The 22,738-nt window shown below is 72.6% G+C and carries 24 protein-coding genes and 1 tRNA gene; 14 read left to right on the forward strand and 11 right to left on the reverse strand.

Annotated elements, in window-relative coordinates:
- Nucleotides 1-4: 4 nt before the first annotated feature.
- The 3 genes from G5V58_RS20660 to G5V58_RS20670 all read right to left on the reverse strand — a co-directional run bounded on the left by G5V58_RS20660 (nucleotide 5) and on the right by G5V58_RS20670 (nucleotide 2,558).
- The gene (locus G5V58_RS20660) at nucleotides 5-868 is read right to left on the reverse strand and encodes a Rossmann-fold NAD(P)-binding domain-containing protein (protein ID WP_165236843.1); all 864 of its coding nucleotides are present in this window, start codon (nucleotides 866-868) and stop codon (nucleotides 5-7) included.
- A gap of 354 nt (nucleotides 869-1,222) precedes the next feature.
- Nucleotides 1,223-1,915 (reverse strand): GAF and ANTAR domain-containing protein, encoded by a 693-nt coding sequence (locus tag G5V58_RS20665; protein WP_165236845.1) that lies wholly within the window; start codon nucleotides 1,913-1,915, stop codon nucleotides 1,223-1,225.
- A 31-nt stretch (nucleotides 1,916-1,946) separates the two neighbouring features.
- Nucleotides 1,947-2,558: a GAF and ANTAR domain-containing protein gene (locus tag G5V58_RS20670; RefSeq protein WP_165236847.1), complete on the reverse strand. Its 612-nt coding sequence runs from the start codon at nucleotides 2,556-2,558 to the stop codon at nucleotides 1,947-1,949.
- A 165-nt stretch (nucleotides 2,559-2,723) separates the two neighbouring features.
- On the opposite strand from G5V58_RS20670, the gene G5V58_RS20675 reads away from it, so the two are divergent.
- Nucleotides 2,724-2,876: a hypothetical protein gene (locus G5V58_RS20675; protein ID WP_165236849.1), complete on the forward strand. Its 153-nt coding sequence runs from the start codon at nucleotides 2,724-2,726 to the stop codon at nucleotides 2,874-2,876.
- A gap of 118 nt (nucleotides 2,877-2,994) precedes the next feature.
- Here G5V58_RS20675 and G5V58_RS20680 read toward each other — a convergent pair whose 3' ends face one another.
- The gene (locus tag G5V58_RS20680; protein WP_165236851.1) at nucleotides 2,995-3,357 is read right to left on the reverse strand and encodes a hypothetical protein; all 363 of its coding nucleotides are present in this window, start codon (nucleotides 3,355-3,357) and stop codon (nucleotides 2,995-2,997) included.
- 69 nt (nucleotides 3,358-3,426) lie between these two features.
- Nucleotides 3,427-3,930 (reverse strand): hypothetical protein, encoded by a 504-nt coding sequence (locus G5V58_RS20685; RefSeq protein ID WP_165236853.1) that lies wholly within the window; start codon nucleotides 3,928-3,930, stop codon nucleotides 3,427-3,429.
- Between the two features lie 273 nt (nucleotides 3,931-4,203).
- Here G5V58_RS20685 and G5V58_RS26600 point away from each other — a divergent pair, with 273 nt between their 5' ends.
- Genes G5V58_RS26600 through G5V58_RS20700 form a run of 3 tightly spaced genes read left to right on the forward strand, consistent with a single transcriptional unit; the run spans nucleotide 4,204 to nucleotide 6,188 of the window.
- Nucleotides 4,204-5,274, forward strand: coding sequence for a collagen-like protein (locus G5V58_RS26600; protein ID WP_196240530.1), 1,071 nt, complete (start codon nucleotides 4,204-4,206; stop codon nucleotides 5,272-5,274).
- A gap of 51 nt (nucleotides 5,275-5,325) precedes the next feature.
- Nucleotides 5,326-5,721: a DUF3263 domain-containing protein gene (locus tag G5V58_RS20695; RefSeq protein WP_329957537.1), complete on the forward strand. Its 396-nt coding sequence runs from the start codon at nucleotides 5,326-5,328 to the stop codon at nucleotides 5,719-5,721.
- On the forward strand, nucleotides 5,718-6,188 hold the full coding sequence (locus G5V58_RS20700) for a DUF5131 family protein (protein ID WP_230487389.1): 471 nt from the start codon (nucleotides 5,718-5,720) through the stop codon (nucleotides 6,186-6,188). The genes G5V58_RS20695 and G5V58_RS20700 overlap by 4 nt, the downstream gene beginning before the upstream one ends.
- Here G5V58_RS20700 and G5V58_RS20705 read toward each other — a convergent pair.
- A tRNA-Thr gene (locus G5V58_RS20705) sits at nucleotides 6,141-6,216 on the reverse strand. The two genes, G5V58_RS20700 and G5V58_RS20705, sit on opposite strands and share 48 nt — an antisense overlap.
- 171 nt (nucleotides 6,217-6,387) lie before the next feature.
- The gene (locus tag G5V58_RS20710; protein ID WP_165236854.1) at nucleotides 6,388-6,609 is read right to left on the reverse strand and encodes a hypothetical protein; all 222 of its coding nucleotides are present in this window, start codon (nucleotides 6,607-6,609) and stop codon (nucleotides 6,388-6,390) included.
- Nucleotides 6,610-6,689: 80 nt separating this feature from the next.
- On the opposite strand from G5V58_RS20710, the gene G5V58_RS20715 reads away from it, so the two are divergent.
- Both G5V58_RS20715 and G5V58_RS20720 read left to right on the forward strand, forming a co-directional pair.
- The gene (locus tag G5V58_RS20715; protein WP_165236856.1) at nucleotides 6,690-7,607 is read left to right on the forward strand and encodes a LysR family transcriptional regulator; all 918 of its coding nucleotides are present in this window, start codon (nucleotides 6,690-6,692) and stop codon (nucleotides 7,605-7,607) included.
- A gap of 67 nt (nucleotides 7,608-7,674) precedes the next feature.
- Entirely contained in the window at nucleotides 7,675-8,610 is a 936-nt protein-coding gene (locus G5V58_RS20720) for a TauD/TfdA dioxygenase family protein (protein ID WP_165236858.1), read from the forward strand.
- Nucleotides 8,611-8,619: 9 nt separating this feature from the next.
- On the opposite strand, the gene G5V58_RS20725 is transcribed toward G5V58_RS20720, so the two are convergent.
- From G5V58_RS20725 to tmk, 3 genes are read right to left on the reverse strand one after another with little or no spacing between them, the layout of a single operon-like run.
- Entirely contained in the window at nucleotides 8,620-10,185 is a 1,566-nt protein-coding gene (locus G5V58_RS20725; RefSeq protein WP_165236860.1) for an alpha/beta hydrolase, read from the reverse strand.
- 18 nt (nucleotides 10,186-10,203) lie between these two features.
- Nucleotides 10,204-11,406 carry a DNA polymerase III subunit delta' gene (locus tag G5V58_RS20730; RefSeq protein WP_230486801.1) on the reverse strand — a complete coding sequence of 401 codons (1,203 nt, stop codon included), beginning with the start codon at nucleotides 11,404-11,406 and terminating at the stop codon, nucleotides 10,204-10,206.
- A complete protein-coding gene (gene tmk, locus G5V58_RS20735) occupies nucleotides 11,403-12,035 on the reverse strand; it encodes a dTMP kinase (protein ID WP_165236862.1) in 633 nt (210 codons plus the stop codon). The genes G5V58_RS20730 and tmk overlap by 4 nt, the downstream gene beginning before the upstream one ends.
- A 53-nt stretch (nucleotides 12,036-12,088) precedes the next feature.
- On the opposite strand from tmk, the gene cax reads away from it, so the two are divergent.
- Entirely contained in the window at nucleotides 12,089-13,147 is a 1,059-nt protein-coding gene (gene cax / locus G5V58_RS20740; protein WP_165236864.1) for a calcium/proton exchanger, read from the forward strand.
- A 6-nt stretch (nucleotides 13,148-13,153) separates the two neighbouring features.
- Here the strand turns inward: cax and G5V58_RS20745 are convergent, their stop codons facing one another.
- Nucleotides 13,154-14,308, reverse strand: coding sequence for an ROK family transcriptional regulator (locus G5V58_RS20745; protein WP_230486802.1), 1,155 nt, complete (start codon nucleotides 14,306-14,308; stop codon nucleotides 13,154-13,156).
- Between the two features lie 108 nt (nucleotides 14,309-14,416).
- On the opposite strand from G5V58_RS20745, the gene G5V58_RS20750 reads away from it, so the two are divergent.
- The 7 genes from G5V58_RS20750 to G5V58_RS20780 are packed head-to-tail and all read left to right on the forward strand — an operon-like array spanning nucleotide 14,417 to nucleotide 22,735.
- Nucleotides 14,417-15,832, forward strand: a complete 1,416-nt coding sequence (locus G5V58_RS20750) for an ABC transporter substrate-binding protein (RefSeq protein ID WP_165236866.1) — start codon at nucleotides 14,417-14,419, stop codon at nucleotides 15,830-15,832.
- On the forward strand, nucleotides 15,829-16,845 hold the full coding sequence (locus G5V58_RS20755; RefSeq protein WP_230486803.1) for a carbohydrate ABC transporter permease: 1,017 nt from the start codon (nucleotides 15,829-15,831) through the stop codon (nucleotides 16,843-16,845). The genes G5V58_RS20750 and G5V58_RS20755 overlap by 4 nt, the downstream gene beginning before the upstream one ends.
- The gene (locus G5V58_RS20760; RefSeq protein ID WP_230486804.1) at nucleotides 16,842-17,717 is read left to right on the forward strand and encodes a carbohydrate ABC transporter permease; all 876 of its coding nucleotides are present in this window, start codon (nucleotides 16,842-16,844) and stop codon (nucleotides 17,715-17,717) included. The genes G5V58_RS20755 and G5V58_RS20760 overlap by 4 nt, the downstream gene beginning before the upstream one ends.
- 2 nt (nucleotides 17,718-17,719) lie before the next feature.
- The gene (locus tag G5V58_RS20765; protein ID WP_165236868.1) at nucleotides 17,720-18,775 is read left to right on the forward strand and encodes a zinc-dependent alcohol dehydrogenase; all 1,056 of its coding nucleotides are present in this window, start codon (nucleotides 17,720-17,722) and stop codon (nucleotides 18,773-18,775) included.
- Nucleotides 18,772-19,815, forward strand: a complete 1,044-nt coding sequence (locus G5V58_RS20770) for a Gfo/Idh/MocA family protein (protein ID WP_165236870.1) — start codon at nucleotides 18,772-18,774, stop codon at nucleotides 19,813-19,815. The genes G5V58_RS20765 and G5V58_RS20770 overlap by 4 nt, the downstream gene beginning before the upstream one ends.
- Nucleotides 19,812-21,065 (forward strand): glycoside hydrolase family 36 protein, encoded by a 1,254-nt coding sequence (locus G5V58_RS20775; protein WP_165236872.1) that lies wholly within the window; start codon nucleotides 19,812-19,814, stop codon nucleotides 21,063-21,065. Before G5V58_RS20770 ends, G5V58_RS20775 begins: the two co-directional genes overlap by 4 nt.
- Nucleotides 21,062-22,735, forward strand: coding sequence for a sugar phosphorylase (locus G5V58_RS20780; protein ID WP_165236874.1), 1,674 nt, complete (start codon nucleotides 21,062-21,064; stop codon nucleotides 22,733-22,735). Before G5V58_RS20775 ends, G5V58_RS20780 begins: the two co-directional genes overlap by 4 nt.
- Nucleotides 22,736-22,738: the final 3 nt, after the last annotated feature.

Genomic DNA, 22,738 nt, shown 5'->3' on the forward strand with positions numbered 1-22,738 from the left:
CGCGTCACACCATCGACGCCGCCGCCCGCTCGCGGTCGCGGACCAGCGCCGTGCGCAGGTCGGTCGGCGGGCGGCCGAGTGCCCGGCGTACGCCGTCCGCGACCGACGGGTTGCGCCCGAACACGCTCCCGAAGAGGAAGCCCATCAGCCCGACGACCTCCTCGGGCACCCCGTCTGCGCGCAGGCCCGCCTCGAGGTCGGCCAGCGAGATCGGGACGTAGCCGACGGGTGCGCCACCCACCGCCGACAGCACCGCGGCCACCTCGCCGAGGGTGAGGGCGGCCGGACCGGTGAGCTCGTAGACCTCCCCCGCGTGCGTGGCGTCGGTCAGCGCGGCCACCGCCACGTCGGCGATGTCCTCGACGTCGACGAACGGCTCCGCCGCCTCCCCGCCCGGCAGGGTCAACGACCCGCCGCGGACCAGCTCCGCGAAGTCGGTCTCGGTGAAGTTCTGCGCGAACCACGCGCACCGCACGACCGTCGCCGCTGGGCACGCCTCGAGCACCATCCGCTCCGCCCGCTGCGCCTCGGCCTCCCCGCGCCCCGACAGCAGGACCACCCGCTGGCAACCGACGCCGAGGGCCACCCGGGTCAGCTCGGTGACCGCGTCCGGTCCGCCCGGCACGGCCAGGTCGGGCGCGAACGCGACGTACGCCGCCGATGCACCAGCCAGTGCCTCCGCCCAGCCCTCGGGCGCGGCCCAGTCGAAGGCGGGGGTCGCGCGGCGCCCGAGCACCCGGACGTCGTGGCCGAGGGCCTCGAGCTTCGCGGCGATGCGGCGACCGGTCTTGCCGTGCCCGCCGACCACGGCGACGGCGGGCAGGCGCTGCGAGGAGGAGTCCTGGTGGCTGCTGCAAGGTGTCGTCATGCCGCCCAGCCTCGCCGAGCCGTGAGCAGTCTCGCCATGGCGCGTGCACTCAGGTCCATGCGCCAACGTCTCGCCCCGTAGCCCTCGGTGGACTCAAGACGCCCGCGGGGGTGGCACAAGGCTTGGCAAACCGAGCGGGAGTGTGCTGTCCTCAGCGAAGACACCCGGTCCCTGTGTCGACCGGTTCAGCGCCCTCGGGCGCTGGCCCGGGGCAGAGCAGTGGGCGCCGGGTCGATCTGCCTCCGGCCTCCGTTCTGTGGGATGCGGGCCGCGTCCCCGGTGGGTTCCGGGGGGATTCTGTGCCGGGGGCGCGGCTCGTCCCGCAGCACCGGGCCTCGACGGACGGCGTGCCGGCTAGCGCGCGAGGACCTCGGAGGCCAGCTCGACCAGGGGCCGCCGCTCCGCGCGGGCCTGCGCGCGCAGCAGCTCGAAGGCCTCGCTCGGGGAGATGCCCTCGCGCTCGGCGATCGCCCCCTTCGCCTGCTCGATGAGGATCCGGCTGTTGAGGGCGCCCTGCAGCTGCTCGGTCAGCGCCTCGGCGCGCGCGAGGCTGCGCTGCTGCAGCAGGGCGATCGTGGCGACATCGGCCAGGGCCTGCACGACGCCGATGTCCTCGGACTCGAAGCGCAGCGGCTCGGCCCCGAAGAGGTTGAGCGCGCCGATCGCCTCGTCCCGCAGTCGCATCGGGAAGGCGTGCACGGACCGGTACCCGGCGCTGGCCGCCCGGGGAGCGAAGTGTGGCCACAGTTCCTGGGCCTCCGCGAGGTCGGCGTTGACGACCGGGGTCGCGGTCCGGTAGCAGTCCAGGCAGGGGCCCTCCTCGGCCTGGAGCTGGTACAGCTCGAGGGCGCGACCGGACTCGTTGGAGGACGCCACGAACTGCAGGCGGCCGTCGTGGTCGGCCAGGACGATGCCCACGGCGTCCGCGCCGCTGGCCTCGGCGGCGTGGACGGTGAGCTCCTGCAGGAAGTCGACGAGGTCGAAGTCCGCCACGAGCGTGTCGGCGAGGTCGACGAACGCCTCGATGAGTCGCGCGGTCGTGATCATCCGGTTCCTCGTTCCCGTGGGACAACCCCACTCATTGTGCCGCTCCCGCGTCAGGATCCGCGGCTCGCACACCGCTCACGACGGCAGCGGCCAGGTCGTTGATGTCCACTCCGTCGGCGTACGCCATCGCCCGGAGCAGGACCAGCGCGTCGGCCAGGCTGATCCCCAGCCGCACCATCAACATGCCCTGTGCCTGGTAGACCACCGAGCGCAGCGGGACGGAAGTGCCCGGCGGGAGCGAGTCGGCGTCGTCGTCCACCGCCCCGAGGAGCAGGTCGCGCGCGGTCTCCGCCCACGCCACTCCTGCCCCCAGCTGCGTGATGCTCAGCTGGTGCCCTGCGCGGGTGTAGGCGGTGAGCACTCCCGACCGAGCCGCACCGAGCTGGAGCGGGAAGGCGTAGACCCCGCCGACGCCTCTGGCCCCGACCGCGGCCGCGAACTGCAGCCACCGCGTCTCGGCCGCACCCACGTCGGCGACCAGGACGGGCTGGGCCGTCCGGAACGCCTCGCCGCTGGGGCCCTCACCCAAGGAGAACTGCAGGTCCTCCAGGCGCCGTGCGTCGCCGTCGGAGGCCGCGAGGACCTCGAGCCCGGCCGCCCCGACCGTCGACACGCACGCGCCCAGCAGGTCCAGGTCGACCACCACACGTCGGCAAAGCCGATCCAGCGCGTCGATGCTCGAGGAGTCGGGGATGGCACAACGTACCGCGACCGGTCGCGCCTGCGCGCGACGCCCGGCCGGCCCGGCTCGGGAGACGTTGACACCACCCACCGGCCCCGCCACCCTGAGACGTCACGCGACCGCCGCATGGCGCGGGTCGCTGACGGCGCCAGGTGGGACGTCGACGTGTCGCTCGCCCTCTGCCTGGGCTGGCTGAAGCCTCGCGGCGTCCCCGTGCCCTGCCGGCTCCGCGACGAGCTCAGCAACCACGCCGCCCTCCTCGCGGCCGCCGACGGCTGAGCGCAGGGACGCTCGGGACCCGTCGCGCCACGTCCGAGTGCGTCGGTGCTCCGATGCCGCCGACCGCAGGCGGCTCGCAAACGCGATGAGAAGGTCAGGGACCTGGTGGAGCCGCCTGTCAGAATCGAGCCGACGACCTATTCATGCCGATGATCGGCTGCTGGTCACCCACGACACGCAGGGTCAGTGACTCGTCCGCCTGCACCATCTCCGCCATCGCTCGGAGGCGTCGCAGCCCACGAAGTCGGGGTCCCGGCCGCGCCGACTCAAGCGCGTTGTCCACGTCGGCGATCAGGTCGGCCATGGTCAGCCCGCCGAGCGTTGCGTCCCCGTGTGGATCGAGGCCTCCGATGGTGGGCAGAGTGGCCGACCCGATCAGTGCGTCGAAGTCGCAGGCCGCGTCGAAGGTCCCGCCGCCCGGGTCAGGCAGAGCCCGCACCAGTTCGCCGTCACGGCGATGGAGCATGACCCGGACTCCCATGCGGAGAATGGTGCCCAACGTCCGCTTAGCCGCCGCGCGGCCGGAGCCCGACCATGCCGAAGACAGGATTCAGCGGGACAGTGGCTCGACGGAGGCTCGACGTACTGCCCGGACGAAGAAAGGGTGCGCTCGGGTAAGTACGAGTTCGTCGGCTCGGGTCATGCGGACACCTACGTTGTTCACGAGCGCATTGGCGGCGCCGAGGACAACGCCGCCCGCTATCAACGTGAGGCCGGCGCCGGCCCACAGGCCGGCGTAGCCATGGCCGACGGTCGCAGCCATGACAACTGCGCCAGTTCCAGCCAGGCCGGCGGCCCAACAGAGACGGCGGTTCCTTCGCCAGCGGTCGTGGACCGCGTGGGCGAAAGGCAGGGTGACGTGGTAGCGACGTGACGTCATCGCCTGGGCGAAGAGGTAGCCGACGACCGTGAAGAGGAGGAGGACGCTGACCCACGTCGGTGTCGTTTGTCCGCGCAGGACAACGCGGTGCTTCGTAGCGACGCCGGTCTTGACGCATACGTCGACATCGACGACCACGGTGCTGCCAGCTCGTCCGAGGATCACGTCGGGCACGTGCCCAGGCTAGAGGCCGATCTGCCCTCTCGGGTCTCGTACTCAGGCGGCCCCGGCGAAGACCAGCTTGGGTCTCTCCCGCCCCTTCCGCGCCGCGACGACCGAGCTCCGCTCAACCCTGCCGACGTCGGCTCCGCCCGACCATGCCGAGCTGCGGGCTCCGCCCGAAGTGGCCTCCGTCAGAGGAACGGCCCGTCTAGGCCATGGCGCCGGCCGGGGTGCAGGTGCGAGCGTGGCCCCGCCTCACCCATCCCCCTCTAGAAGGACCTCTACATGAACTTGCTCCGTCGCCCTGGATCGCGCCTGGCCGCAGCTGGCATCGCGACAGGGACACTCCTCGCTGTCGTCGGTGGCGCCTACGCCACCTCTGGCGACAAGGACGCCGCGGTTGACGGCATGGTCAACGCCTGCGTCAACGTCGCGAACAAGCAGCTGCGGCTCGAGACGCCGCAGACCCCGTGCGTTACCACCGGCCCCCGTGGGCAGCGTGAGCGCGAGATCGCCTGGAACAAGAAGGGCGACACCGGCGCCGCAGGTGCGAACGGGGCGACTGGCGCCACAGGGCCCGCCGGACCCAAGGGAGACACCGGCGCCAAGGGCGCCGACGGAGCCAAGGGCGACACGGGCGCCACCGGGCCTGTCGGCCCCACCGGCGCGACCGGCGCAGCTGGCGCCGCCGGGCCCGCCGGGCCCGCCGGCCCCAAGGGAGACACCGGCAACACCGGACCGGCCGGCCCTGCTGGTCCGACCGGACAGACCGGAGCGACCGGACAGACCGGCCCGCAAGGACCGGCCGGCCCACAGGGACCCGCCGGTCCCGCTGGCTCCGGTGGCGGCGGCGCCACGCTCAAGGACGGCAACGGCACCACCCTCGGAACGATCGTCCAGGCCGACTCCCGCGGAGTCACCTTCTTGACCAGCGGCAACTACCTGGTCGACGTCGGCTGGGACGGCGTCATGTACCCCGCCCAGGCCTACTACACCGGCGCGAACTGCACCGGCAGCGCCTACCTCAACTCCGGCCAGGGCGCCAACGGCGACACCAACCTGCCGCTCTACGCCCGCACCGTGGTCTGGCTGGGCACCCCCCAGACGTTCGCCATCCCCAACACCACCAACGCATCAGGGTCCTTCGCCTCGACCCGGTTCACCTCGGCCACCATCGACAACCCCGACTGCGGGACCTCGACCGGCACCAAGGACGGTTGGGCGCTGAAGAACACCACCGTCGCAACGGTTGGTCTCCCCCGCCAACGCCAGCGACGGAACTTTCGCGACACCGCTCACCTTCTGAACCGTCTAGCGCTCGGGCGACCCCTGATTCCGGGGCGCCCGGGCGCCTGACCGGGCCAGGTCAGCAAGCACGGTCGGTGACCGCGTCCAGCCTTCCTCGCCATGACCACGGGGAGAGCGGTCCAGAACGTCGACGCTCGCTACGAGCTCACAGACCGGGACCGCGAGGTCCTCGAGTTCGAGCGGCACTGGTGGAAGTACAACGGCGCCAAAGAGTCTGCGATCCGCGAGAAGTTCGACAAGTCGAGCGTCTGCTGCTACCAGGTGCTCAACTGGCTGCTCGACCAGCCCGCAGCTCTGGAGGCCGACCCCCATCTCGTTCCAGGCTTCGCCGGCTTCGCCAAGCCCGGCAGGCGCAGCGTGCAGCCCGTGGTAGTTCGCGGCGCGCGGGAAACGACGGCTTCTGAGCCCCAGCCGTCACAGCGGTTGCTGTGGCCACAGGCGTACGCCGGTTCTTCTCCCGGTAGCCGACTCGACGTCCGAACCCTGGGTCCGTGAGGAAGGGTGCGCGGACGGGCACGAACAGCTCGATCGAGTGGACCGAGGTCACGTGGAACCCCGTCACCGGTTGTGACCGAGTCGCCGCTGGATGCGACAACTGCTACGCGTTGGCCCTCGCGAGGCGGTTGAAGGCAACGGGCGTCGCGAAGTACCAGAACGACGGCGACCCGCGCACCTCCGGGCCGGGCTTCGATGTGACCGTCCATCCTGGAGCGCTCGGCCAGCCCAAGAAATGGCGATCGCCCAGGGTGGTCTTCGTCAATTCAATGAGCGACCTCTTCCACGCCAGGGTGCCGCTCAGTTTCGTCCGCGACGTGTTTGACGTCATGGCGGAGACGCCGCAGCACACCTATCAGGTGCTCACCACCCCGACGAGCCCCTTAGGGAAAACGCCCAGGTCAAGCTGGATGAGTTCGTGGAGCCGCCTGTCGGAATCGAACCGACGACCTATTCATTACGAGTGAATCGCTCTACCGACTGAGCTAAGGCGGCACGTGCCCTCGCGGGCAACCCGCGGGAGTCTACGGAATCGGCGCCCGTGGCTGGAAATCCTGGTGGCAGACGAGAACGGGCCGTGCGACCGGGACACCAGGAGGGGTGTCGGGGTCACACGGCCCGGGCTCGGGACGCGTCGGCCAGACGCGTCTCGGTCGCCGCGTGCACTCAGGCGGCGACGGGCTCGCGGGTCCGCTCGGCGGAGACGATCTCGGTGGCCTTGCCGGTCAGCGCGGTCTGCGGGGCGCCGCACCAGCACTCGAAGGCGAGGACGATGCCCTGGTCGGTGTTGGCCATGCCGGTGATCATGCTCGGGAAGATGAGCTGGCGACGGTCACAGGCGCTGCAGTGGTGGTCGAACATGTCGGAGCCCTCCTCCGGGTCTCTCACGGGTGGTGTCCACACCAGTGTGACCGGCGGGTAAGCATAGGGGTAGCCTGACTTTCCGTTGCGAGCCCAAGGTTGTGCCTATGTTGTCACTGCACCAGCTGACCTGCTTCCTGAGCGTCTACGAGCACGGGTCGCTGACCCGGGCGGCCGAGGAGCTGGGCTACGCGCAGCCGTCGGTGTCGGAGCAGATCCGCGCGCTGGAGAAGACGCTGGGGGTGCAGCTGTTCCGGCGGGTCGGGCGCGGGGTGGTGCCGACGACGGTGGCGGACACGCTGCGGCCGCACGCGGAGCGGACGCTGCGGGCGGCGGAGGACACGCGGCGGGCGGCGCAGGCGGTCAAGGCGTTCGAGACCGGGACCATCCGCTTCGGGATGTTCGGCACCGCTCGGCTGTACGCCGGTGCGGCGCTCGTCGCCGACGTGCTCGAGCGCTACCCCGGGGTGCGGGTGGAGCTGGTGGGGCAGAACTCGAGCGAGGTGGCCGAGGAGCTGCGCCGGGGGCGGCTCGAGGCGGCGATGCTCGCGCTGCACTCGGTGGAGAGCGAGGGCATGCAGGTCACGCCGGTGGCGCGCGACGAGCTGGTCTACGTGAGCGCCGACCCGGCGCGACTGGAGAGCCCGGTGACGGCCAAACGGCTGTCCGAGGCCAGCTTGGTGATGCCTGAGACCACGTGGCGCGCGACGGACTCGATCCGGATCATGCTGCGCCAGCTGCTGCACGAGGCGGGCCGCAACCCGGCGAGCCGGATCGAGGTGGAGGACGTCGAGATCGCGGTCGAGCTGGTCGGGATGGGGCTGGCCGACACCGTCATCCCGCGCGGCGCGGCCGAGCAGCTGCTGCCGCGGCTGGCACCGCAGGCGGGGTTCGTGTCGCTGCGCCCGCGGCTGTTCGACATGTTCGCGATCGTGCACCGCCGCGGGGCGACCCTGTCCCCCGCGGCCCAGCTGATGATCCAGCTCGCCACCACCCGGATCCAGGCCATCGCCACGCCGCTCTGATCGCCCCGCGGGCCGCAATGTTCTAAAGTCAGTCGAGTCACTTGACTTACTCGGACAGGAGCCTCGCGTGACCCTCACAGCAGACCCCCGCACCCAGCGCCTCGCGGTGCAGCAGCTCGGCGGCCGGATCGGTGCCGTGGTCGACGGCGTCCACCTCGGCCCGGACCTCGACGCCGAGACCCTGGCCGAGGTGCGGGCCGCGATCCTGCGCCACAAGGTCGTGTTCTTCCGCGGCCAGCACCACCTCGACGACGCCGGCCAGACCGCGTTCGCCTCGCTGCTCGGCCCGCTCACGACCGCGCACCCGACGGTCAACACCGGCAGCGCGCACGTGCTGAGCCTGGCCGCGACCCAGGGCATGGCCGCCAACAGCTGGCACACCGACGTGACCTTCGTGGACCGCATCCCGGCCTTCAGCGTGCTGCGCGGCGTCACCATCCCGCCGTACGGCGGCACCACCAACTGGGCCAACACCGCCACGGCGTACGACGCGCTGCCGGACTCGCTCAAGGCGCTGGTCGACGGCCTCTGGGCCCGGCACACCAACGAGTTCGACTACGCCCGCGAGTCCGAGTCCTACGACGAGCGGGGCGAGCAGGACGCGCTGAACCGCGACGAGTTCCGCTCGACGTACTTCGAGACCGAGCACCCGGTCGTGCGCGTGCACCCCGAGACCGGCGAGCGGACGCTGCTGCTGGGCCACTTCGTCAAGCGCTTCGTGGGGCTCAACACCTCGGAGTCCTCGGCGATCTTCCAGCTGCTGCAGAACCGCGTGACCAAGCTCGAGAACACCGTGCGCTGGTCCTGGCAGGAGGGCGACGTCGCGGTCTGGGACAACCGCGCGACGCAGCACTACGCCGTGGCCGACTTCGACACCCACCGCCGCGAGGTGCGCCGGGTCACCGTCGCCGGCGACGTCCCGGTCGCGATCGACGGCCGGACCAGCCGGGTCGTCGGGGGCAGTTCGGACGGCTACGTCGACATCGACGCGCTGATCAGCTGACCCGCCCGCTCAGCACTGCAGCCCGTCCTGGGGCACCGTGCCGTCGACGAGGTAGTCCTCCACCGCGTCGGCGATGCACTGGTTGCCCGAGGAGTACGCCGTGTGGCCGTCGCCGTCGCGGCTGACCAGCACGGCCGACTGCAGCTGGGAGGCCAGGGCCTGCGCCTCGGAGAACGGCGTGGCGGGGTCGCGCGTGGTGCCGATGACGACGATCGGCGCGGCGCCGGCCCCGCGCAGCGGCCGCGGGGTCTCGGTGGAGCGGGCGGTGTACCCGGCGCAGGTGGTCAGGCCCCAGGCGTAGGTGCGGCCCCACGTGGGCGAGACGGCCTCGAGCTCGGGGACGTACTTCTCGACCTGGTCGAACGGGACCGACTCTGGCTTGTCCAGGCAGCTGATGGTCGGGAAGGCCTCGAGCAGGTTGCTCTTGTAGGTGCCGTCGACGTTGCGGTCGGCGTAGAGGTCGGCGAGCAGGGCGAGCACCGTGCCGTCCCCGTCGCCGATCGCGTCGTTGAAGCCGCGGTCGAGCAGCGACCACGCCTCCTCGCTGTAGAGCGCGGCGCCGATGCCGTAGTAGGCGAGCCCCTCGGTGAGCTTGCGGTCACCGAGCCGGGTGCCGAGCGGCTGCTGGTCGGTGTCGGCCAAGAACTGCTGCACCCGGGTCACGCCGGCGTCCACGGAGTCGCCGAGCGGGCAGTCGCCGCCGTCGACGCAGTGCTGGACGTAGGAGCGCAGCGCGGTCTCGAAGCCGCCGGCCTGGACCTTGGCCGACTCCACCAGCCCGAGGGTCGGGTCGACGGCACCGTCGAGGACGAGCCGGCCGACCTGCTGAGGGAAGAACTCGGCGTAGGTCGCGCCCAGCTCGGTGCCGTAGGAGGCGCCGAAGTAGGTCAGGTGGTTCTCCCCCAGCGCCGAGCGCAGCACGTCCATGTCGCGGGCGGCCTCGATGGTGGAGACGTGGGCGGCCAGGGCGCCGGAGTTCTTCTCGCAGCCGGCGCCGAACCCCTTCACCGACGCGGCGTACGCCAACTCCTCGGCCGGGGTGTCCGGGTCGGGGTCGCCGGCCAGGAAGGCGTCCATGTCGGCATCGGACAGGCAGTCGACCGGGTCGGACTGCCCGACGCCGCGCGGGTCCATGCCGACGATGTCGAAGTGCTCGCGCAGCGCGTCGCCCCACCCGCCGTCGCTGGCGTACGTCGTGGCGGGCGCACCCGGGCCACCGGGGTCGACGACCATCGAGCCGATCCGCTCGTCGGGCTTCTCCGCCGGCACCTTGAGCACGGCGAGGTCGAGCGTGCGGCCGCCGGGGTCCTGGTAGTCCAGGGGGACGGTGAGCGTCGCGCACTCGTCCTCCTCGCTGCCCGGGCAGAACGCCCAGTCCAGTGTCTGGCCGTAGAACGCCGAGAGGTCGGGCGCCGGCGGCTCGCTGGAACCGTCCTCGGGCGCCGGGGTGGGCGCGAGGGTCGCGCGGCCGGGCTCGGCCGAGCCGTCGTCGCGCAGGGTCACCGCGACGGCGAACACGGTGCCGAGGACCAGGGCCAGGACGACGAGGGCACCGATCAGGCGGGTGGCCTTCACCGGGCCGTCACCGGGCCCTCACCGGGCCACCCGGTCGCCCACGCGGAGCGCGACCATCATCGACTCCAGGGCGAGGGCCACCGGGACATTGAACTCCAGCATCTGCTCGCGTGCGGCGAAGATGGCGGCAATGCGCTGGAGGTTCTGCTCGGGCGTGGAGACCCGGGCCAGCTCCTCGACGTCGCCGCGGATCTCCTCGTTGACCAGGACGCCGGGCGCGCGGGTGCCGATCGCGATGGCGTCGCGGTAGACCGAGACCAGGTCCATCAGCCCCCGGTCCACCATGTCGAGGTGGCGCCGCTTGGCCCGGGTGCGCTGACCCTTCTCGAGGGCGCTCAGCGCCGGGGCGTACTCCCGTGGGCGGCGCCCGCGCTCGACCACGCCGTACGCCGTGTCGAGGTCGGTCTTCTCCCGCGCGTCGAGCTCGCTGGTGACCTGGTCGGCCTCCTCCTTGGTGACCTCGGCCAGGTTGGCGGCCGCGGTCATGCAGGCGCCGAGGCTGAGCAGCTTGGCGGGGTAGGAGACGACCTCGCGGCGCCGGTTGCGGGTCGCCTCGTCGCGGGCCAGCGCCCGGGCCCGGCCGATGTGGCCCTGGCTGGCGCGGGCGGCGTACGCCGCGAGGGACTCGGCCACGCCGTCGGTGCGGACCAGGAACGCCGCGACGTCCTCGGTGGTCGGCGTGGCGAGGGTGACCAGCCGGCACCGTGAGCGGATGGTGGGCAGCACGTCCTCGACCGTCGGCGCGCACAGCATCCACACCGTGCGGTCCGTGGGCTCCTCGATGGCCTTGAGCAGCGCGTTGCAGGCCTGGTCGGTGAGCCGGTCGGCGTCCTCGACGATGAGCACCTGCCAACGCCGGCCGACCGGCGCCAGGGCCGAGCGGCGGACCAGCTCGCGGACCTCGTCGACGCCGATGGACAGCTTCTCGGTGCGGACCATGGTCACGTCGGCGTGCGAGCCGGCCAGCACCGTGTGGCACTCGTGGCAGACCCCGCAGCCTGCGTCGGGGCCCGGGCCGAGGTCGCACTCGAGCGCCGCGGCCAGCGCCACCGCGGCGTTGGACCGGCCGCTGCCGGGCGGACCGGTGAACAGCCAGGCGTGGCTCATGCCGTGCCCGGACGCGGCCGCGCGCAGCGCCTCGATGACCCGGTGCTGGCCGACCAGGTCGTCCCACACCTGTCCTGAGGAGGGCGTGCTGCGCCCGTCTCGAAGGGCCGTCACAGCAGCGCCTCCACCCGGGCGCGGACCTCGGCGGCCAGGTCGTCGACCGGCCGGGCGGCGTCGAGGACGAGGTAGTGCTCGGGGTCCGCGGCGGCCAGGTCGAGGAACAGCTGCCGCACCCGGACGAAGAACTCGAGCGGCTCGCCCTCGATCCGGTCGCGACCCTCGAAGCGCGCGTGGCCGATCGCCGGGTCTAGGTCGAGCAGCACGGTCAGGTGCGGCCGCAGCCCGTGCGTGGCCCACCGCGCCACGTGCTCGACCTCGGCCACCGCCAATGCGCGGCCCGCACCCTGGTAGGCCAGCGTGGAGTCGACGTAGCGGTCCATCACCACCACGTCGCCGCGCTCGAGGGCCGGCGCCACCACGGTGTCGACGTGCTCGGCCTTGTCCGCGGCGTAGAGCAGGGCCTCGGTCCGCGGCGACAGCGAGCCGGTCTCCGGGCTCAGCACGATCCGCCGCAGCTCCTGGCCGACCGGGGTGTCGCCCGGCTCGAAGGTCAGCAGCACCCGACGCCCCTGCACCTCCAGCCACTGCGCCAGCAACCGGGCCTGGGTCGACTTGCCGCCGCCCTCGCCGCCCTCGAAGCAGACGAAGACGCCGGTGGCGGCGTACGTCGCGGGCAGGCTCACGCGCCGAACCTACGGGGCGCTGCCGACAGGGCCAACCTGGGTAGCGTCAGCACGTGCTCACCCGTTCCGACAGCATCCGGCTCGGCGGTGGCGCGGCCCTGGTCGCGGCGGCCGGGCTCGCCCACTACGCCGGCTGGAACAGCGTGGTCGCCTTCGTCGTCGCCGCTGGCGCGATCGCCCTGCTCGCCACCCTGGTCGGGCTCTCGGTGGAACAGCTGGGCGACTCCTTCGGCGCCGGCGCGACCGGGGTGCTGCAGTCCGCGCTCGGCAACCTGCCCGAGCTGTTCATCTGCATCTTCAGCCTCCGCGCCGGCCTCGACGACGTGGTCCGCGCCGCCCTGGTCGGCTCGATCCTGGCCAACCTGCTGCTGGTCCTCGGCCTGGCCTTCGTCGTCGGCGGGCTGCGCCACGGCACCCAGCAGCTCGGCTCGGAGCGGGCCCGCACCATCGTCGTCCTGATGCTGCTCTCGGTCGCCGCCTGGACCATCCCCTCGCTGGCGCACTTCGTGCACACGCCGGCCGCCGACCACGAGCGGGCCTTCTCGCTCATCGTCTCCGTCGTGCTGCTGGCCCTGTTCGCGCTCTCCCTGCCGTTCTCCCTGCGCCGCGACTCCGGCACGGAGTCGGCCGGCCCCCAGCACGAGCCGCCCCGCTGGCCGGTCTGGCTGGCGATCGGGATCCTCGGCGTCTCCGGAGCGGCCGCCGCGTTCGTCTCCGACTGGTTCGTCGTCGCGCTGGAGCCGACCATGGACTCCGTCGGCATTTCCCAGGCCTTCGCCGGGCTGGTCGTCGTGGCCATCGCCGGCAACGCCGTGGAGAACGTCGTCGGCGTCCAGCTCGCGGCCTCCGGCAACAGCGAGTACGCCTTCTCCATCGTGCTCAACAGCCCGATCCAGATCGCGCTCGTCCTGGCCCCGGTCCTGGTCATCGTCTCGCAGGTCTTCGGCCTCGCGGCGTTCACGCTGGTGCTCAGCCCGATGCTCGTCGTGAGCCTGCTGCTCGCCGTCGTGCTGGCCGCGTTCATCGCCTTCGACGGCGAGTCGACGTGGCTGGAGGGTGCGAGCCTGATCGCGCTCTACGGGATCATCGCCGCGTCGTTCTGGTGGGGCTGACCAGCCTCAGCCGCGCAGCTTGGCGTTGACCGCCGCGGGCGCGAACTCGTGGTCCACCACCAGCCGGGCCAGCCCGACCACGGCGGCGTCCTCGCCCAGCGTCCCGAGCCGCAGGTCGAGGTGGCGGGTGGCCCGGGGCAGGGCCAGCCGGTACAGCGTCTCGCGGATGCCGGCGACCAGCGGCGCGGAGGCCAGGCCGCCGCCGATGAGCACCACCTCGGGGTTGAGCAGGCACACGACGGTGGCCATCACCTCGCCGATGCGGCGACCGGCCTGCTGGGTCAGCCGCGCGGCGTCGGCGTTGCCGGCCCGCAGCAGCTCGCGGACCTCGCGGGCCGAGGCGGCCGGGATGCCGAGGGCGGTGAGCTCGGCGGCCACGGCCCGGCCGCTGGCCACCGCGGCCAGGCAGCCCTGCATGCCGCACTGGCACCGGGCCTCGGAGCGCGGGGAGACGCGGACGTGGCCGATGTCGCCGGCGCCGCCGTCGGCGCCGGTGTAGGAGTGCCCGTCGATGACGATCCCGGTGCCGATGCCGGTGGAGACCTTGACCAGCACCAGGGACCGGGTGTCGCTGCCCCCGGCGGCGTACTCGCCGAGCGCGGCGGCGTCCGCGTCGTTCGCGGTCAGCACGGGTACGCCGGGCAGCGTGGCCTGGAGGTGCTCGGCCACCGGGTAGGCGTCCCAGCCCGGCAGGATCGGCGGCTGGCTCGGCCGGCCCGACTCGGGGTCGACGGGCCCGGGCAGGCTCAACCCGGCCCCGCACAGGTCCTCGGGTGTGAGGTCGTGCTTGCGCAGCAGGGTGTCCATCGCGGTGGCGATCCGGTCCAGGACCTCCGAAGGCCCGCGCTCCACCGGCACGTCGAGCTCGGTCTCCGCGAGCACCCGGCCGTGCAGGTCGGTCACCGCGATCCGGGTGTGGGTGGTGTCCACGGCGGCGGCCAGCACCCAGGACTGCGCGGAGTTGAAGACCAGGCTGCGCCGGCGCCGTCCGCCGGTGGCCTCGCCGGTCTGGCCCTCGACGATCATCCCGGCAGCGAGCAGGGAGTCGAGGCGCTGCGCGACGGTCATCCGCGACAGGCCGGTCTGCTCGAGCACGTCACCTCGTGTGGTGGCGCGGCCGTGGCGGATCAGGTCGAGGATGTCGCCGGGGCCGGTGGGCACGGGGTGATGGTAGTCGTCTGTGTAACGACTGGACACCAATTGCTTGACAGGTGTGTGACATAGGTCCAGTGTCTGGACAAAAGTCTGCGCTCTTCTCCCGGAGGCCCCATGTCCATCCACCGCACTCGTCGCGCGCGGGCCGCTGCCCTCCTCGCGACCGCCGCCACGGTGGCGGCCACCCTCGCCGCCTGCGGCGGCTCCGACGACAGCGACGGCGGTGGTGGCGGCGGAGACGCCAAGAGCATCGACGTCTGGATCGAGGAGGACCTCCCCGACCGCGTCGCCGCGACCCAGGCGATCGTCGACCAGTTCACCAAGGAGACCGGGATCGAGGTCAAGCTCACCGCGGTGGCCGAGGACCAGTTCAACCAGATCCTCACCTCCAACGCGGCGGCCGGAGACCTGCCCGACGTGATGGGCGGGATCCCGCTCGGCCAGATCCGCACCCTGTCGTCCAACGAGCTGCTGGACACCGACGCGGTGGCCGACGTGCTCGACGACCTCGGGACCGACACCTTCAGCGAGAGCGCGCTCGACCTCACCGCCGACGGCGACACCGCGCTGGCCGTGCCGAGCGAGTCGTGGGTGCAGCTCCTGCTCTACCGCAAGGACCTCTTCGACCAGGCCGGGCTGGCCGCGCCGCAGACCTACGACGACGTGCTGGCCGCGGCGAAAGCCCTCGACAGCGGCGACGTCGCCGGCTTCGTGGGCGCCAACGTGGCCGGTGACGCCTTCACCGAGCAGACCTTCGAGGAGATCGGCCTCGGCAACGGCTGCCAGCTCGTCGACGACAGCGGTGACGTGACCTTCGACAGCGACGAGTGCGTCGAGGCCATGGACTTCTACGGCCAGCTCCAGACCGACTACTCGGTCACCGGCGCCCAGGACGTGGACACCACCCGCGCGTCGTACTTCGCCGGTCAGGCCGCGATGCTCATCTGGTCGAGCTTCATCCTCGACGAGCTGGCCGGACTGCGCAACGACGCCCTGCCGACCTGTGCGGAGTGCGCGGACGACCCGAGCTACCTGGCCAAGAACAGCGGCGTGGTCACCTCGATCCAGGGCCCGTCGGGCGACGAGCCGGCGACGTTCGGCGAGATCACCTCGTGGACCATCCCGGCCGAGGCGTCGTCCGACCCGGCCAAGAAGTTCGTCGAGTACATGATGACCGACGGCTACGAGCCCTGGATCGCCATCGCCCCCGAGGGCAAGATCCCGGTCCGCTCCGGACCCGACGCCGGCTCCACGGAGTACGCCGACGCGTGGGCCGGCATGGACGTCGGCGTGGACACCAAGGCGCCGCTGTCGCAGTTCTACGGCCCCGAGGTCATCGACGCGCTCACCTCGGGCACCGACTCGCTCAGCCGCTGGGCCATCCCGCAGGGCCAGGGCGACCTGCTCGGCGCGATCCAGGGCGAGCAGCCGGTGGCCAACGCGGTCAACGAGGTCGCCAACGGCACCTCGGCCGAGGACGCGGTCAAGGAGGCCGCCGACGCGATCAAGTCCGCAGCGGACTCCCTGTGACCATCAGCGGACCCACCGCACCGGCCGGCGCCACGGTCGCGGCCCCCGACCCCGGGGACCACGGCCGGCGGAGCCGGCGGGTGCGGTCCGCCCGAGCGCTGCAGGACCGGCGCACGGGCTACCTGCTCATCTCCCCCACGGCGGTCATCGTCTTCACGATGGTGCTCCTGCCCATCCTGTGGACGGTCTCGCTGGCCTTCCAGGACGTGCGGCTGCTCAACCTGCGCCGTACGGGCGTCATCGGCGACTACAGCCTCGACAACTTCGACAAGGTCCTCACCTCGCCGGGGTTCGTGGACGCGCTCATCACCACGCTCGTCTACTCGGTGGGCGGCACCGCCTGCGCGATCGGGCTCGGGCTGCTCACCGCGCTGGCCCTGCGCAAGCCGTTCCGGGGCCGCGGACTGGTGCGCGCCTGCATGCTCGTGCCGTACGTCGCCCCGGTGGTCGCGGCGGCGTTCGTGTGGTCGACGATGCTCAACCCGCAGTTCGGGGTGGTCAACCACTACGGGACCACGCTGCTGGGCTGGGACCAGCCGATCGCGTTCCTCAGCTCGGGCAAGCCGGTGACGGTCTTCGGCCTGGACCTGCACGTGAGCCAGTCCCTGCTCACCGTGGTGCTCTTCGAGGGCTGGCGCTCGTTCCCGTTCGCCTTCCTCTTCCTCACCGCGCGGCTGCAGGCCATCCCGGACTCGCTGGAGGAGGCGGCCACCGTGGACGGTGCGACGCCCACGCAGAAGTTCTTCCACATCGTGCTGCCCCAGCTGCTGCCCACCATCGCGGTGCTGACGGTCCTGCGCTTCATCTGGACCTTCAACAACTTCGACGACATCTACCTGCTCACCGGCGGCGGCTCGGGCACGCAGGTCGTCGCGGTGCGGGTCTACGACTACCTCATCAACCGCGGCGACATCGGCGCCGCGGCCGCCCAGGCGCTCGTGCTGGCCGCGATCCTGGCGGTGCTGGTGACGGTCTACCTCAAGCTGTTCGGCCGGTCGGAGGAGGTGGCGTGAGCACCGTGTCGCGCGACGCCGTCGAGCGGCGGGTGCTGGGCGTGCTGCGCCCGCTGTTCATCGCCTTCCTGCTGCTCATCACCCTGTTCCCCTTCTACTACATGGTGGTGCTGTCCTTCCGCCCCCTGCAGTCGCTGCTGCAGGAGCCGGGCCAGCTGTGGATCAGCCCCAGCGAGTTCAACATCGACACCTACAAGGACGTGCTGCGCTCCACCGACGACGGCGGTCAGGGCTTCCTCAACTTCATGAAGAACAGCTTCCTGGTGGCCATCGGCACCGTGGTGCTGAGCCTGCTGGTCGCGGTGCCCGGGGCGTACGCCGTGAGCCGGCTGGAGTTCTTCGGCCGCCGCCAGATCAGCGCGGTCTTCCTAGGCGTCTACTTCTTCCCGGCGATCCTGCTGGCCATCCCGCTGTTCGTGTTCTTCACTCGCATCGAGCAGCGAGGGACGCTGACCGGCCTGCTGATCGTGTACGTCGCCCAGGTGGCCGCAGTGTCGATCTACATGCTGCGCAACTACTTCGACACCATCCCGGCCAGCCTGGAGGAGGCGGCCGCGATCGACGGGTGCAGCCGCCTGCAGGCGATGTGGCACGTGAGCCTGCCGCTGGCCCTGCCGGCCATCGCGTCCAACGCGCTGTTCGTCTTCATGATCGCGTGGAACGAGTTCCTCTTCGCCCTGCTCTTCCTGCTCGAGAAGCGCCAGAACTGGACGGTCTCCCTCGGGCTGTCCCAGCTGGCGGGGAGCATCGAGGTGCCGACCACCGTGCTGATGGCCGGCTCGGTCATCCTCACCGTCCCGATCATCGTCCTGTTCTTCCTCAGCGAGCGCTGGCTGGCCGGCGGCCTCACCGCCGGCGCCGAGAAGGGGTGAGTGTGCCCAACGTCGACCCGAGCGTCGTCTCCTTCACCGGTCCCGGTGAGGTCGGGCTGGTCCCGGCCGAGCCCGCGCCGCTCGTGCCGGGCTCGGTGCGGGTCCGGACGTGGTACTCCGGGATCTCCGCCGGCACCGAGCTCACGGCGTACCGCGGCTCCAACCCGTACCTCACGCGCACCTGGGACGTCGAGCGCCGGCTCTTCGTCGACGGCGCGCCGACGTTCTCCTACCCGGTCGAGGGCTGGGGCTACTCCGAGGTGGGCGAGGTCGTGGAGGTCGCCGACGGCGTCGACGCGCCCGCGGTCGGCGAGGTCGTGCACGGCATCTGGGGCCACCGCAGCGAGGCCGTCGTCCCGGCCGAGGCGGTGCGCTGGCGCACCTGGACCGGGCAGGATGCACTGTCCGGCACCTTCGCGCGCGTCGGCTCCATCGCCCTCAACGCCGTGCTGGCCGGCGAGGTCCGCCTCGGCGACCGGGTCGCGGTGTTCGGCCAGGGCGTGATCGGGCTGCTGGCCACCCGGCTGGCCACGCTGGCCGGCGCCGACGTGGTGGCCGTGGACACCGTGGCCCGGCGGCTGGACGCGGCCCGCGCGATGGGCGCGGTCGAGGTCTTCGCGGCCCCGGACGCCGGCGCGCTCATCCGCGACTGGTCGGGCGGCGGCGTGGACGTGGCCATCGAGCTCAGCGGCAGCGACCGGGCCCTGCACGAGGCGACCCGGTCGGTGGTCGTCGACGGCACCGTCGTGGCCTCCGGCTTCTACCAGGGTGGCGCCGCGCACCTGCGGCTCGGCGAGGAGTTCCACCACAACCGGGTGCGCATCGTGGCCAGCCAGATCTCCGGCACGCCGGTCGCGCTCGGACCGCGCTGGGACCAGCCGCGGCTGGTGCGCACGTTCATGGAGCAGGTCCGGCGCGGACACGTCGACGCCGCCTCCCTGGTGACCGACGTGGTCGCGGCCGAGGACGTCGCCGCGGTCTTCGCCCGGCTCGACGCCGGCGACCCCGAGATCCTGCAGGCCGTGCTGCGCTTCCCGGCGGCGCCGGTGGACGCATGAGGCTCGAGACCGGGCCGCGCTTCCCCGAGGACCGGGGCGGCGTGGCCGTCCTCGGCGCCGGCACCATCGCCCGGACCGCGCACCTGCCGGCCTACGACCAGTACGGCGTGGGCGTGGTGGGCGTCTGGAGCCGCACGCCCGCCACCACGGAGGGGCTCGGCCGCCGGGTCTACGCCAGCGCCGAGGAGCTGCTCGCCGACCCCGAGGTGCGCTTCGTCGACCTCGCGACCGGGCCGGAGGGCCGCCTGGAGTGGATCGAGAAGGCGGTCGAGGCCGGCAAGCACGTGCTGGCCCAGAAGCCGCTCACCCTCGCGCGCGCCGACCTGGACCGGCTGCCCGCCGTGCTGGCCCGGGCCGAGGCGGCCGGCGTGCGGGTCGCGGTCAACCACAACGGCCGGTGGGCGCCGCCCTGGCGGGCCACGACGCTGCTGCTGCGCGACGGCGCGGTCGGCGAGGTCACCGGGGTCACCCACCTGCACGACAAGCCGCTCCCGCCGCTGGCCGGGACCCCGTTCGACGACGTCCCGCACATGCTGCTCACCGATTACCTCCTGCACTGGGTGGACATCACCCGCACCTGGCTGGCCGACGGCGGCGCCGGGCCGGTCACCTGGGTGCAGGCCTTCGACTCCCGGGTCCCGGGCCAGCCCGGCGAGGCCCGCAACCCCTGGTCGGCCACCCTGTCGCTGGGCACCGGCGCGGGCGCCACCGCGACGCTGCGCATCACCGGCAGCAACGTGGCCAGCGAGCCGGGCTGCCCGTTCTGGGTGCACGGCACGACCGGGACCATCCGGGGCAGCGTGCTGCTGGACTCCGACCGGGTCGAGGTCGACGACGGGACCACGCGGACCGGCGTACCCCTGACCGGGGCGTGGTTCGTGGACGGCTTCGCGGCGGCCATGGGCGAGCTCATGTGCGCGGTGGCCGAGGACCGCGAGCCCGAGAACTCCGCCACCGACGCCGCCCGCTCGGTCGCGCTGGTGCTGGCCGCCCGCGACTCCGCGGACGCCGGCGGCGCGCTGGTGCGGGTCGACGCATGACCGAGGTCGTCGACGAGGTCCGGGTCGACGTGTCCACCGCCCGGGTGTACGCCGAGGGCTGGCAGTCCTGGAGCCCCGCCGGCTGGCACCCGGTGACCGCGGACGGGCCGCGGCCCGAGCAGGAGTGGCAGCACCTGATGCGCTTCCGGCCCGGCACGCCGGTCGCCGAGCGCGGCCTGCAGGGCGAGGGACTGCTGGTCCTCGACCCCGGCGACGGTGCGCCGGTCCGGCGCTACGCCACCTCCGACCTCACCGGCGTGCCGACCCTGCACGCGACGCTCGATGGGACGAGCGTCGTGGTCCGCTCCTCCGGGCCGGTCGACGTCAGTGAGCACGAGACCGGGCCGGCCGCGCTCGCGGCGTACGGCGACCAGCTCGCCGTGCCCCTCGCTGCGCCGCCCACCGTGTGGTGCTCGTGGTACCGCTTCTTCGAGGAGGTCACCGCCGACGACGTGCTCGAGGCGCTGCGCTCCTTCGACCCGCACGACCTGACCGTCGACCTGGTCCTGGTCGACGACGGCTGGAGCCCCGGGCTCGGCGAGGGCCTGCGCCCGGCCGAGCGCTTCGGCTCGCTGGAGCGGGTCGTCGACGAGGTGCGCGGCTCGGGCCGACGGGCCGGGCTGTGGCTGGCACCGTTCCTGGTCGGCGCCGAGACCACGCTGGCCCGCGAGCACCCCGACTGGCTCACCGGCCCGGCCGGCTACAACTGGCGCCAGGACCTCGTCGGCCTGGACCTCACCCACCCGGCCGTCCGCGACCTGCTGGCCGACCACGTGCGGCGGCTGGTGGGGCTCGGCGTGGACTACCTCAAGCTCGACTTCCTGTACGCCGGCGCGCTGGCCGGGGAGGCGGCGTACCGCTCCGGGCTGGAGCTGATCCGGGAGGCCGCCGGGCCCGACGTGCTGCTGGTCGGCTGCGGCGCCCCGCTGCTGCCGAGCGTCGGGCTGGTCGACGTCATGCGGGTCTCGCCGGACACCTTCCACGAGGGCGGCGAGGACGGCTCGACCGGGCTGCGCGGCCTGCCGCCGCTGGAGGCGCGGGACTGGCAGCAGGGCCGGCTGTGGGTCAACGACCCCGACTGCGTGGTGGCCCGGCCGTCCTACGCCCTGCGCGAGGAGTGGGCCGAGGCCGCGGCCCGGCTCGGCGGCCTCCGGTCCTTCTCCGACCGGGTCAGCGAGCTGGACGCCTGGGGGCTGGACGCCGTGCGCGCGCTGCTCGCCCGCGGCGGCAGCGCGGAGCCGCTCACGTGAGCGCGGGCGGCACCACGCTCGCGGACCGGATCGCGCCGCTGGTCGCCCGGCTCTACCCCGACCGGGACGAGGAGGTCGCCGGGGCGCTGCTCGCGCTGGCCGAGCGGCACGCGGCCGAGCTGGCCGGTCGCACGGTGCCTCCGCCGACCGAGCGCACCGCCTGTCTCATCACCTACGGCGACGGGCTGCGCCGGCGCGGCGAGGCGCCGCTGCACACGCTGGCCGGCTTCCTCGACGACCACGTCGGCGACGTGGTCAGCGACGTGCACCTGCTGCCGATGTTCCCGTGGACCTCCGACGACGGCTTCGCGGTCGTCGACCACCGGCAGGTCAACCCCGCGCTGGGCACCTGGTCCGATGTCGGCGACCTGGCCCGCCGGCACAGCGTGATGTTCGACTTCGTGGCCAACCACACCTCCAGCCGCAGCCCGTGGTTCCTGGGCTGGCTGGCCCGCGACCCGGCGTACGACGGGTTCTACGTCGAGCGCGAGGCGGGGTTCGACACCAGCCACGTGGTGCGGCCACGGACCAGCCCGCTGTTCCACCCGTTCCCGCGCCCGGACGGCAGCACGGTCGAGGTGTGGACGACGTTCGGCGAGGACCAGGTCGACGTCGACGTGCGCCACCCCGGCACGCTGCTGGAGCTCACCGACGTGCTGCTCGGCTACCTCGGCCACGGCGCCTCGGCCATCCGCCTGGACGCGATCGGGTTCCTGTGGAAGCAGTCCGGGACCACCTGCCTGCACCTGCCGCAGACGCACGCGGTCATCAAGCTGTGGCGGGCCCTGGTCGACCACGTCGCGCCCGGCGCACGGTTGCTGACCGAGACCAACGTCCCGCACGAGGAGAACGTCTCCTACTTCGGCGACGGCCATGACGAGGCCCACCTCGTCTACCAGTTCGCGCTGCCGCCGCTGGTCCTGCACTCGTTCGTCTCCGGCTCGACCGAGCGGCTCAGCGGCTGGGCCGAGGGCATCGGCCCGGTGAGCGACACCGCGACCTGGTTCAACTTCCTGGCCAGCCACGACGGCATCGGGCTGCGCGCCACCGAGGGCATCCTCGACGACACCGAGCGGGCCGACCTGGTCGAGCGGACGGAGTCGCACGGGGGTGCGGTCTCCTGGGCCGCGCGGCCGGACGGGTCGCGGTCGGTCTACGAGCTCAACCTCAGCTACCTCGACGCGCTGTGCACGGTCGAGGAGGCCCGCGACCCCGCGGTCGTCGTGGCCAAGACCCTGGCCGCGCACAGCGTGCTGCTGGCCTTCCTGGGGGTGCCCGCGGTCTACCTGCACTCCCTCGTCGGCTCGCCGCCCGACCTCGAGGGCATGGTCACCAGCCGGATCAACCGGCGCATCAACCGGGCCGTGCTCGACGCCGACCGGCTGGTCCCCGAGCTGGCCACCGACCCGCGCCGGCACGGGGTGTTCACCGGGCTGCGGCACCTGCTCGACGTACGCCGGCAGCACGCGGCGTTCTCGCCGTTCGGCACCCAGCGGGTCGAGCGCCTCGACGACCGCGTGGTGGCGCTGCGCCGCGCCGACCTGCTGTGCGTCACCAACGTCACCGGGGACACCGTCGAGCTGCCCGTGCGCGGCGTCGACGTGGTCACCGGGACGGTCGTCGACCCGCTGGTCCTCGGCCCGTGGGGCTACGCCTGGGTGCGGGAGTAGCGT

The organism is Nocardioides anomalus (genome assembly GCF_011046535.1).
Taxonomy (GTDB): domain Bacteria; phylum Actinomycetota; class Actinomycetes; order Propionibacteriales; family Nocardioidaceae; genus Nocardioides; species Nocardioides anomalus.